The organism is uncultured Fretibacterium sp. (genome assembly GCF_963544685.1).
GTDB lineage: Bacteria > Synergistota > Synergistia > Synergistales > Aminobacteriaceae > CAJPSE01.
The window spans coordinates 1-10,807 of the sequence record NZ_CAUUGJ010000081.1 but is presented as its reverse complement, the minus strand read 5'-3'; the positions used below and the strand labels follow the sequence as shown (position 1 = coordinate 10,807).

General features: G+C 58.4%; 9 protein-coding genes and 3 tRNA genes. 1 reads left to right on the top strand and 11 read right to left on the bottom strand.

Translation table 11 applies throughout. The annotated features are described in order from the left end of the window. Positions 1-114 precede the first annotated feature (114 nt). From ABLA28_RS08270 to ABLA28_RS08255, 4 genes are all read right to left on the bottom strand, one after another. Positions 115-1,203 (bottom strand): helix-turn-helix domain-containing protein, encoded by a 1,089-nt coding sequence (locus ABLA28_RS08270; protein ID WP_347713247.1) that lies wholly within the window; start codon positions 1,201-1,203, stop codon positions 115-117. 845 nt (positions 1,204-2,048) lie between these two features. Next, the gene (locus tag ABLA28_RS08265) at positions 2,049-2,249 is read right to left on the bottom strand and encodes a hypothetical protein (RefSeq protein ID WP_347713246.1); all 201 of its coding nucleotides are present in this window, start codon (positions 2,247-2,249) and stop codon (positions 2,049-2,051) included. Positions 2,250-2,433: 184 nt separating this feature from the next. Next, positions 2,434-2,509: transfer RNA gene (locus ABLA28_RS08260), tRNA-Glu, on the bottom strand. Positions 2,510-2,525: 16 nt separating this feature from the next. After that, positions 2,526-2,601 (bottom strand) — tRNA-Lys (locus ABLA28_RS08255). Positions 2,602-2,879: 278 nt separating this feature from the next. Between ABLA28_RS08255 and ABLA28_RS08250 the strand changes: the two genes are divergently transcribed. Continuing rightward, a tRNA-Ser gene (locus tag ABLA28_RS08250) sits at positions 2,880-2,969 on the top strand. A gap of 1,041 nt (positions 2,970-4,010) precedes the next feature. Here the strand turns inward: ABLA28_RS08250 and ABLA28_RS08245 are convergent. From ABLA28_RS08245 to ABLA28_RS08215, 7 genes are all read right to left on the bottom strand, one after another. Beyond that, entirely contained in the window at positions 4,011-4,778 is a 768-nt protein-coding gene (locus tag ABLA28_RS08245; RefSeq protein WP_347713249.1) for an ABC transporter ATP-binding protein, read from the bottom strand. Beyond that, positions 4,778-5,800, bottom strand: coding sequence for an iron ABC transporter permease (locus tag ABLA28_RS08240; RefSeq protein WP_347713245.1), 1,023 nt, complete (start codon positions 5,798-5,800; stop codon positions 4,778-4,780). Before ABLA28_RS08240 ends, ABLA28_RS08245 begins: the two co-directional genes overlap by 1 nt. After that, positions 5,797-6,900 (bottom strand): ABC transporter substrate-binding protein, encoded by a 1,104-nt coding sequence (locus tag ABLA28_RS08235; RefSeq protein WP_347713244.1) that lies wholly within the window; start codon positions 6,898-6,900, stop codon positions 5,797-5,799. Before ABLA28_RS08235 ends, ABLA28_RS08240 begins: the two co-directional genes overlap by 4 nt. Positions 6,901-7,095: 195 nt before the next feature. Next, positions 7,096-7,986, bottom strand: a complete 891-nt coding sequence (locus ABLA28_RS08230; protein ID WP_347713243.1) for a DUF364 domain-containing protein — start codon at positions 7,984-7,986, stop codon at positions 7,096-7,098. Further along, the gene (locus ABLA28_RS08225) at positions 7,986-8,663 is read right to left on the bottom strand and encodes an ABC transporter ATP-binding protein (RefSeq protein ID WP_347713242.1); all 678 of its coding nucleotides are present in this window, start codon (positions 8,661-8,663) and stop codon (positions 7,986-7,988) included. The genes ABLA28_RS08230 and ABLA28_RS08225 overlap by 1 nt, the downstream gene beginning before the upstream one ends. 348 nt (positions 8,664-9,011) lie before the next feature. Continuing rightward, a complete protein-coding gene (locus ABLA28_RS08220) occupies positions 9,012-10,202 on the bottom strand; it encodes a molybdopterin molybdotransferase MoeA (protein ID WP_347713248.1) in 1,191 nt (396 codons plus the stop codon). Positions 10,203-10,213: 11 nt separating this feature from the next. Further along, positions 10,214-10,807 (bottom strand): ABC transporter substrate-binding protein (locus ABLA28_RS08215; protein ID WP_347713241.1); only part of this gene is annotated, 594 nt, incomplete at its 5' end.

Sequence of the window (10,807 nt, the reverse complement as noted above, 5' to 3'; positions counted from 1 at the left end):
ACTCGACTAGTCGTCGGCAGCGTCAGATGTGTATAAGAGACAGCTCCCATTCCTCGGCGGCAAGGCACGTCTGCAAGGTCTCCAGCGGGAGTATGGCGTCGTTTTCCCAAACGTTCATGCCGTCGCCCTCTTCCGCCGGAGGAACTCGAAGCATCTGCGCCGGTAGTCCGCCCGCTCCGTCCACTTCTCGCGGACCAGGCCGCTTTGCTCGAAGAGCAGCCGCGCTCGGTCCTCGTCGCCGTCCGTCCAATAAAGCAACATGGCCAACAGCGCAAGGTCGGCCTCGGAGTGTGAGTTGTAGCCCGAGGTGTCGCCCGCCCAGAGGCGGGAGAACTTCGCCCCGTTCGCGGCCCCCTTGGCCTTCTCGATCAGCTCGGGGTTGGGCAGGTAGCGACGCCCTCCCCCTGTGGCTACGGCTCCCTTGACCTTTCTCTCCGGACGGATGGCCTTGACCAGCCCGTCCACCGCCGCCTGATTGGCCCGGAGCTCGGAGTGCTCGTCATAGAGGCTCCCGGTCATGGTGAAAAACCTGGCGCCAGGATAGACCTCTATCGGCCCGCTACGGCGCCCCTTCTCCAGCTCGGCGCGGACGATGATATGAAGCCCCTTGCCCGATGGAGAAAATTCCGTGTAGCTGCCGAGCGCTTCCACGATGGTCGCCGCCTTGGGGGCAACCGTCCCGTCCTCCCCGATACAACCGTCCAGGTCCACGCCCACCAGCCCGCCGCCCGAGGCGAACATGAACCCGATGCCGTCCGCTTCGCCCGCCTCGTAGGCCTCCAGTACATTCTCGAAGGTCGTCCAGGTCCAGGGATCGTTCGCCTTGGCCGGTCGCCCGTCGATCTGACGGGGCGGCTTGGTCGTCCTTCCGTTGCGCTCCACGCCTCGCCAGACGACCCACTGAGGCAATGCCTTGAGCTCGTCGGGAATGTTCTCCGCAGCCACAGGGAGGAACCGGCTCGCCCGCCTCGGCTCCTCCCCCAGGGAGTACCGGGCGACACGCGCTCCGTTCTCTCCGACGGGGATCATCTCGGTCAGGACGTTCCAGCCGGAGCGCCTGAGCTCGTCGATCTGGGAGGCCAGGCGCATGATGCCGAATTGCCCCCGCGCCTCGTCCTGGGTGATGCTCCGGCCCGACTGGAGGTGTTCCAGCACGGCCAGCCTCTGGGATTTCCACGCTTCGCGGTTCCGTGCCGTTACCATGCCGACCGCCCCCTCTCCATGCGGCAACAGCCGAGGCCAAGCCACGGATGAGAAGGTCTTCGATTGTATTTATAGTTCGGTGGGGATATTACGAAGGAACGGAAAGGGTAAGGCCCGGGGGGATCTCCTTGGCCGGATTCTCCTGAGTCTGGGTCTCCTGATGAGTCTCCTCCGCCCGGACTGGATGCGGCCACGGAGAAGGACGCCCTACGCTGGGAGCGGGGGGCACGGGAGCGGGACGTGGGACGCACACGCAGAAAGTATCTCGCGATAGCCGCCATCCTCGGTTTGCGACGCGCAGCCGGTGTGCGGTTCACCTTCGCAAGATACCTCATCTGCTTCACGAGACGCGACAGATACCGATGCAGCTCGTAGACATGGCAGACTTTGAGCTCCTGGTCCCGTTTGTCGACGAGGTTTCCGAACTTATCCGGCTCCATGAAAGGCTTTTCCAGGGAATCTCGAAACTCGCGCGCCACTTGAAGCATCTCGGGGTGCCCCGCAGCGTGGCTTGCACTCCCCAATTCCAGCCACAGCATGGCGGTTTCGCCCCCCAGCTCACAGTCCAAAGCGGCAAGAACCCGCTCCTTGAGAAGCCTGTCCCGATATTCGTTGAGTTCGGGAGCCCCCTCGTCAACCCGAATGATTCCGTTCAGTTTTTCAAGATCAAACTCCCGATTCTCAAAATCATAGGCGCGTGTCAGCACACTCCGATAACGCTTGTCGAACGCCCTGCGTATCCCGCCGCCGCCCCTCCTTCGTGGTGCTCGTGGTACAATATTCCCGACAGTCAACATCTTTCATCTCCTTTCGCCGTCCATGCCCCGGACGGCTTTTTCTTGGCCTCATACCGCCAGCCCCTTGTCGTCGAACGCCTCCCGCAAGGGAATGCCGAGAAACGTACTCAGCCCCTCACGCACCCGCTCGCTCGCCGGGGCCTTGCGCCGCTCCACTAAGGAGAGGATCGACGGGTGTATCCGCACCTCATAACTCAGCCCCGCCATCGTCAACCCCTTGGCCTGCCGCAGTTCTCGTATACGTGTCATGCGCTCACCTCCCTTCCATCTCCTATTTTACCGTACTCCGTCGTATAATGAGGCGCAAGCACAAAAAAAGAGCCGCCCCCGCCAAGGTCAGCAGCTCTTTCATGAAAGGAGGACAGGCCCCCGCGTATCTTTTCGAGAGAATTGTATCACGGCTGTAGTCCGGTGTCGGTGGCGCTCTTTTAACTGGCGGTCCCAGCGGGATTCGAACCCGCGTCGCAGCCTTGAAAGGGCTGTGTCCTAGGCCCCTGGACGATGGGACCGCTTTTGAGATTGGACTGGTGAGCCGTGTGGGACTTGAACCCACGACACCCGGATTAAAAGTCCGGTGCTCTACCGACTGAGCTAACGGCTCAAAAAACACGTTTCTTTTTGAGACCAAGGTATTATATCATACAACGATGACGGCGCTCCCTCACCCTTCCGGTGGGCGAAAAACAGCGTTTCCCGGTTAGGGGATTTACTCGCTCCTGCTCCATGCCGATATTATCCAAAAAGACCTATCGTACGGGGGGGGACATTTTCTCTGACTACTTATAGGGTGACATTATCACGGATCAACGACAAAGCGACACAATTCTCCTTGACACTGGTTATAAAAAACAGCTATAATAAAAAAGTTGGAATCGGTGCGGAGAAGTGGCCGAGTGGTCGAAGGCGGTTGACTCGAAATCAACTGAGCGGCTTGCCGTTCCGTGAGTTCGAATCTCACCTTCTCCGCCATTTTTGTTTTTACGAAAATCTGACTAAGTCAAAAACCCCGCTGGCGAGCGGGGTTTTTGCTTTTCTCTCGCCTGACGCTATCGACCGGAATATCCCTGAATCGAATCGGCTGTCGTATAACAAACCGCATAATGGAATCAGGGACTCGGAATGGCCTTGGGGAATTATACGGTCAAACCTCTTTTCAATAGTCCTGCAATGTTTTAGTGGACTCTTGAGGTTATACGACGTGGATTTTCGTTATGCACAGGCATGCCCAAAATCGTTATACGGGAGGGCAGAGAAATGGCCTTGACGAAAATGGCGGTCCGAAATGCAAAAGCCCGTGAAAATGGAGGCTACTACTCTCTCCGATGGCGATGGGCGGCATGACCGGCTCCCCGATTCCCTTCGCCCCGCAGGGTGCCGTGGATTCGGGGTACTCGACGATGACGTTCTCGATATCGATCATGTCCATTGCGGTGAGGAGCAGATGTTTCGAGAGAAGATGAGGTCCTGTACAAGTTCATTACGATAGCGGGCCTTCAGGCGGCTTCCCGCCAGCCGCTGCCCATAGAAAAGCCGCAGAGCCGACAAACAGCCCTCCCCCCCGAGGGGCTCTCCCGAAATGCCGTTCGGACGATCCAGCGCCAGGCAGCCGATGACTTTTCCTGTACCCAACTCTCGCCACGCGACACCGACGGAGAGTTCGCCTCGAATCTCCTCCAGGATTTCGGGAAGCCCTTCATCACCCGGCAGAAGTGGGGCAAAGTCGGAAAGCGAGCGTCTCATAGGGCTTTAAGGACGCAGCTCCGCTTGGATCGGGGCAGGCCGCACACCGCCCGCCTCCGGCATCAGCAAAAAACCGAAGCCCCATGCAGCACAGGATTCCGAGGAGACGAACGCACAGTTCATGATTCAGGACTCCTTTTTACCGGGAGATCGTGAGAGGGGGAGAGGACGGCAGTTTCTACGAACGCAACACTTGCAATTCGCTGCGTTATTGAGGGCTCATGCACCGGAAAAGGGAGGGGAAAATCCCTTTCCGATAGGGGGCGTCCCTCAGGACCGCACCCGGCAGAACTTCCGTCCTCCAAGGCGTCCGACCTCGACATCGAGGCCGTAGACCGTGGACAGCAGTTCGCCGTCGATCACATCGTCTGACGGGCCCCATGCGGCCAGCCGCCCTTTTCGCAGAACCGCCGTGGTTCCCCCCACATCGAGCGCATGGTCGGGAAAATGCGTCGTCATGATAATCCCTATTCCCTGATCCCTCAAGCTTCTTACCAACCGAAGGAAACGAAACTGATTCCCGAAATCCAGATGGGCGGTGGGCTCGTCCAGTACCAGCACCTCCGGCTCCTGAACCAGGGCTGCAGCCAGCAGCACCAGTTGGCGCTCTCCGCCGGAAATGTCCGTGTAGGGCTTGTCATAAAGGTGGGCGACGTTCAAGAACGCCAGTTTTGCCATGGCCGTCCTTTCTTCCTCGGCGCCGGGATTGGCCAGGTACCCCATGCGGGAGATCCGCCCCATGACGACGACATCCAGTACGGAGAAAGGGAAGAAGGGCACGTGCGTCTGCGGAAGGTAGGCTATTTTTGTGGCCAAAGCCCGGGCTCCGTAGTTTTTCACGGGGACCCCATCAATAAGGATTTCTCCGAGGCTGCCGCGAAGCTCTCCGACGATACATCTGAGGAGCGTGCTCTTCCCCATTCCGTTCTCTCCCAGAATGCAGAGGACGTCCGGCGCCGAGTAGGCAAACGAAATCCCGTCCAGTACGGTCTTTCCCCTGTGGTATTCGAAGCTCAGATCGCGTACCTCCAGACGCATCACCAGTTCACCCTTCTCTTGTAAATGAAATAGATGAACAGAGGCGCACCGACAATACCCGTGACGACCCCTAGAGGAATTTCCGAGGCGGTGAGCGTTCGGCATATTCCGTCGATGAGAATCAGATATGAAGCCCCCAGAGAGACGCTCACCGGAAGCAGCACTCGGAAGTCCGGCCCCACGAGGATCCTGGCGAGATGAGGAACGACGATCCCCACCCAGCCGATGACGCCCGCCACACTGACGGAGAGGGCGGTCAGTACGCTGCCGGCCGCGATTACGGCGACACGGTTTGCCCTTACGTTCACCCCCATGGATTGGGCCTCCCGGTCCCCCAGGCTCAGGATGTTGAGCCGCCACCGAAAAAGGTGCAGGACGGCCAGAGAGATGATGTAAAAGGGCAGAATCCGCCAAAGCTCAGGGTAGTCGACCGAGGAAAAGGAGCCCATGAGCCAGAAGACGATCTGCGGCAGTTTTTCATAAGGGTCGGCGATAAACTTGAGCAGGGAGACGAGCGACGAAAAGAGAGCGCCAACAAGCATTCCCGCAAGCACGAGTGTCACGGAGGACCGCCTGCTACGGACCGCGAGAACGAAGACGATGCCCAAAGAAAGCATTCCGAATCCGACGGCAAAAACCTGGACGAGGACCGCTCCGCCGGAGAAGAGAATGGCCAGGACCGCACCAAATCCCGCGCCGTTCGAGACCCCCAACGTATAGGGAGAGGCCAGGGGATTTTTGAACAGCCCCTGAAAAACGGCGCCGGATACGCTCAAACCGGCGCCGATCATGGCCGATGCCAGAATTCGGGGCAGTCGGACCTGCCAAATCATGCCGACCGCCATGCTATCCGATGCCTCCCAGCCCGGCCGGAGCTTTCCCGCCAGGATTTTCAGAACCTCCAGAGGGCCGATATCGTAAGGGCCAATCATCAAAGAGGCAAAAGCGATGCCCACCGGAATCAGCACCAAGGTGGCCCGAAGGCCGAGGCAAAGGCTTCGGGATGCGTGGACGTTCTTCAAAAAGCCCCCTTGAAAGGAATTCCGTAAAATTCCCCATAAAAGCGCTCCACCTTGTCCTTCAAGACGGATTCATCGAAGCGCTCGGGGTAAAAGCGGTTTGCCAGCCAGAGCTCTCCAAGAGCGATCGAATCAGGGCCCGGATTGCCCCATATTTTGGTCCAGCTCGGCGCAAGGTAAACCCGTCCGTGTTTGACCGCATTGACGGGCTTCCATTTTTCGGAGGACAAAATCTCGTCGTAGACCTCCTTGTAACGATCCTGAACGATAATGACGTCCGGATCCCACTTGGCAACCCGTTCGAAGTTCACCTCTTTGTAACCCTTCAGCTCCTTCGCTGCGACATTGACGGCTCCGGCCCTCTCCAGCTGACAGCTGACATACTTCCCGGTACCGTAGGTCATGTTGTTTTCGTTGGCGATGAATACCCGTATCCGCTGGGCTTCGGGGATGTCGCCCAGACGCTCTTCGACATATTTCCTGTTCTCCATGGCAAAATTCCAGAGAGCCTCCGCCTGTTTCTCGCGTCCCGTCAGCCGGCCGAGGGTCTCGACCGCCCATTTACACCCCAGGGTATACGCCGTATCGGGATCGGCAAGATCCGGACTCTGCGCCTCCTTCTGTTCCCCCTGCCACGTGCGCAGGGCCACGACGAGGACCGGAATTCCCAATTTCTCGAGCTGTGCGATTTTTCCCTTATCAAACTGCACCGCGACGATCACCAGGTCGGGCTTAAGCTTCGCGATCTCCTCGACGTTGCAGTCGTTGAGGTCTCCCGGCGTCGGCAGAGCCTCTATGCCCGGCAAGACATCCCTCATGTACCCGCCGAGCAGTCTCTCCCATCCCTTCACAACGCCGACAAGAGACTTCTGACCTCCCACCTGAGTGATGATATCCAGGGAATGGTGTTGAAGACAGACGATCCTCTCGGAGGGAATACGGACGCTCACTTCACGGTTCGCCTGATCGGTAATCGTCTCGGCCAAGCGTGCCGCCTTTTCCTGAGCCCCCGCGGCGACGGAGAGCTGAAGCACCATCACGAAGACGAGCAGTACGGCAAGCCGCCTTCTCCATCCGCAGCTTTTGAAAACAGAAAACTTCATATTCTCTACACTCCTTCCATCATTACAAAGGGTAAGTCGGAATCTTAACGCCATCACATCAAAGCGGGTTCCCTGCCGAAGAAAGATCGGCACTCCTCGTCCGTGAGTTCCTATTTATCTCCCAAAATCCTCCTCTCCCATCGGTCCGGCAAGAACGGCCGTATCGGCCCGTCGCTCAAAAACGACGCGAGATCTTCAGAGGCCGCCCTTTGTCCACACAACGCGAGGCTCGGTATAATCCCCCCATCGGCCCTCGACGACACTTTCCGTCAAGTGATCGAAAAGGGCTTCGGGATCCTTAAGCACGGAAGTCGTGATGTAATGGACCCGCTTGTCGATCAGAAAATCCGGCAGGATTTGTGCGCTCGGGCCGAACATACCGACGATTCGCGCATTTCTGGCGTATCCCATCAGCTCCTCGAAGGTGCCGTTGACCAGGACAGCCCCGGTCATGAAAAGGACATCCGCATCGCTCAGCAGCGCCTCGTTATCCTCCGCGCCATGAAAGACGACGTTGGAGGGACCGTAATGCACGCCGGAATCGACCGTCAGGGTCTGAAGCGCCACGGGAGAGCGCATATCGCTGATGTGCAGCGTATCGCAACGGCGCCGAAGCGGTTCGGCAACTCCACCGCAGCCTATCACCACAACCTTCTCCCCCCGGCGAACGAAGGAAAAGTCCTCCTCCTGCCGAGGGACAATGCCGCGGCAGAGCAGCCTTCTCTCCAAGCACAGGGGACGGGAGAGGGCATTGAGCATGGCCACACAGACGGAGCGGGCTAAAAGCCCGCGCCAGCTCAACAGCTCCCTGACCGCAGTCAGGAGATCGCCCCCGACCCATTGCCGCATGGCCTCGATGGGCGACGGGTCCACAGGGCCGTATATGGCATGCTCTCCGGTGTAGTTGAAAGCCATTCCCGACTGCCCGCCGCCGGCCAAAACCATCGTCCACCGATGGGCAAAACCGATCTTTTCGAGCCTGCCCGCAGGGATTCCCTCACGTGCAAACAGGCGTTCGATCCTTTCCAAAACCTCATACAGGTCCGAACAGCCTATGGTGGACGCTCCCTCAAACGGCATCGGCATCAGAGACACCTCTCCACTGCATCTCTCAAGACGGGGACGCTGGTCTTGATCGTATATTTTCCCTCCCGTTGCCGGAGAATGCGCACATCGGTGTCGTATACCTCGCTCAGCACGGTTTCTCCCGACACTTCCTCAACCGCCCCAACCTGAAAAGGACGCTCCGCACCGAGAATCGCAGCCTTGGAACAACATGAAAACGCGTGATCGGGCACATGAAAGGGCATCATCACTCCCATGCCCTGCCGCACCAGCAGCCTTACCTGCTGGTGCACACGCATCTGGTTGCCGAGGTCCAGATTTGCGATCGGCTCGTCCATGAGCAAACAATACGGTTCCCGCATCAGAGCTCGAGCAACGAGCACCATCTGCCTTTCCCCGCCTCTGATCTCCGTATAAACGCAGTCCTTCGGACGCGAAATTCCCAGGAGATCGAGGAGTCGAGCGGCCTGATCAAACTCCCTGTAGGAGGGCCCCCGAAAAAAACGGTTCCGAGCAATGCTTCCCATCACAACGACCTCCGGATGCTTGTCCCGATCGGGTTTCCGCATCAAGCCCTCGGATCGTGCCTGCAAACTTTCGCCCTGCCATAAACTGGGGACGACGTGAATGCAAACCCAAGTTATCTTGAAAAATAATTCGCTTTCATTGCGTGAAGGATAGGACAAAAGGAATGCCATGTCAAGGCAGATCCCGGTCGTGCGCCGCGACGGAGGGGGGCAGCCGCTTCAACGGCCGTACCCAATACGCCTTTTGAAACGCTCACGCCGATTTTCAGGGATACGCCGAAGATTTTTTGCACACGGAGATGCGTTGTGCATTTTCTTCAGACACACATATTGGTTTTATTCACACGCTTCCTTGGACATGGGGTAATTCGGCAGGGGGCACCGAGGGACTGAATGAGACAGGACGGGTGTCTGAGGGACTGCAAGGTTATCCACCGTTCTGCGCAGTACAAAATGGGCGGGCTACCGCGCGGTACAGGACAATGCGGCAGCCCGCCCCAAAAACGGCCCACCTCGAATTCAGATATTTTCGTATCCTATACGAAGCTCGACCGTCACTCTGTCGCCCTTCACATAACCTCGGCTTCCTTTGGGAACGTAAAGATAGCCGTTGTGCTCGGCAATGCTGCGGTCCAGCCGGGCATGGGGAAGCAGCCGGCCATGCAGTTCATGGTCCTCGCCCCGATGGACATGCAGAGTAAAGTAGAAATTTACACGCGGATGTGGCTCCGCATCCGCGTCCAGGATGGCCGGAAGCATTGTCTCCCGATGCTCCTGGCAAAGGCTGGCTCGAATGGCGGGAACGACGTAAAAATCAAAAGTCATTTCCTCCCCGCCCGGTGGGCCGACCACCCCGATGACCGGCGTGCCATCCACGCCTGCAAAACAGGTCCGCTTGCCGGGACCGTGGTCGACACTGGAGAAATACAGCTCGCCGATCTCCGCGATGGCCGCCTGCAGAAGATCGTAACGACCGCGCCCCGAGCCCCCGCTGATGACGACGATGTCGGCCTCGGCCGCTGCCCGGCGAAGCTCCCTCTGAAGCGCCGCCGTGTCGTCTTTCAAAATGGGGTAAAGCAGAGCCCTGCCTCCCCACTGTTCGACCTTGGCTCGCATGGAATAGGTGTTGGACTCGATGGTCTGCCCGATCATGGGCGTATCGCTGCAGGCGACCAGCTCGTCGCCGGAGGGCAGAAGCGCCACTGTCGGCTTGCGATAGACTGGTACGGTCAAGTTCCCGCCTGAGGCCATAAGATTCAGATGGGAAGGGCGGACAAGCGTATTCCGGGACAACAGCACCTCGCCAATCGCCATTCTCTCTCCGACCGGAATCACGTTTTGCCCCCGTTCCACCGGTTCGGACTGGCGGATGGCATACAGCCGGCCGTCACGAAATTCCGTATCCTCAGCTTTTACCATCGTGTCGAAGCTGTCGTTGAAGATGCCGATGCCGGTATTCGTTAAGCGGTAATCAACCCCCTCCAGCCATCCTTCGGTCGAGTTGCCGTTCCTGACATAACTCTCGAAATTGAAGCTGACGCCATCCCAGCGGCTGCAGGGCGTGTCGGGGAGGTTCAGCCGGGAACGAACGTCCTCCGCCACAACCCGGCCGCAGACCTCCTGCAGGGGGAGATACTCCGTCTCCAATGTCCTCTTGAGACGGGAGCAGATGAGCCGCACCGCTTCCCGTCTGGCAATGCCGTCGATCACAGGCAAAGCGCCTACCTCGGGGGATCCCGATGGGCCAGTATCGTGTCGGCCTGTTCGTCGGTCAGATCATAACGGAAGAAGCGGGTGTAGAAGTCCTTCAGCGTGTCCCTCATATTGATGTCCCCGAACCGGTCAGGGTGCAGGGTTTTGGCCAGAAGCAGCATCAGCAGGGGCTGCTGTACCCCCGAATCCCAGAAAAACACGCCCGTCGGCACGATGACGATACGGTTTTTGGCCACAGCAGTCATGCTCTCGTAATCGGGATCCTTAAGCATTTCGGCAATGACTTCCTCGGCGGTGGCGTTTCCCGAGGAGCCGGCATGATCGACGAAAATGTAATCGGGATTCCAATGGATCAGCTGCTCCTTTCCAATGATGGCCGAACCGGCGGTAATCTCGGCGGCTACCGGGACTCCGCCGCAACGCCGGATCATATCCGTCTTGTTGGAACACTTGAGGATTTTCTGGTTGGCAAAATAGACGGTGGGGCGATCCGCTTCCGGAACGCTCTCCACGCGCTTGGCAATCAGATCGGTCAAGGAGTAAAAATAAGGCTCCTCGCTATCAGGAGTGGTTGGTTTATAAAAGGCTACCGTTATGGTATC

Excerpts from the sequence above, each read along its gene's own strand:
- ABLA28_RS08245 (WP_347713249.1), bottom strand. The coding sequence starts at position 4,778 with ATGCGTCTGGAGGTACGCGATCTGAGCTTCGAATACCACAGGGGAAAG.
- ABLA28_RS08235 (WP_347713244.1), bottom strand. The coding sequence starts at position 6,900 with ATGAAGTTTTCTGTTTTCAAAAGCTGCGGATGGAGAAGGCGGCTTGCC.
- ABLA28_RS08270 (WP_347713247.1), bottom strand. The coding sequence starts at position 1,203 with ATGGTAACGGCACGGAACCGCGAAGCGTGGAAATCCCAGAGGCTGGCC.
- ABLA28_RS08265 (WP_347713246.1), bottom strand. The coding sequence starts at position 2,249 with ATGACACGTATACGAGAACTGCGGCAGGCCAAGGGGTTGACGATGGCG.
- ABLA28_RS08230 (WP_347713243.1), bottom strand. The coding sequence starts at position 7,986 with ATGCCGATGCCGTTTGAGGGAGCGTCCACCATAGGCTGTTCGGACCTG.
- ABLA28_RS08225 (WP_347713242.1), bottom strand. The coding sequence starts at position 8,663 with ATGGCATTCCTTTTGTCCTATCCTTCACGCAATGAAAGCGAATTATTT.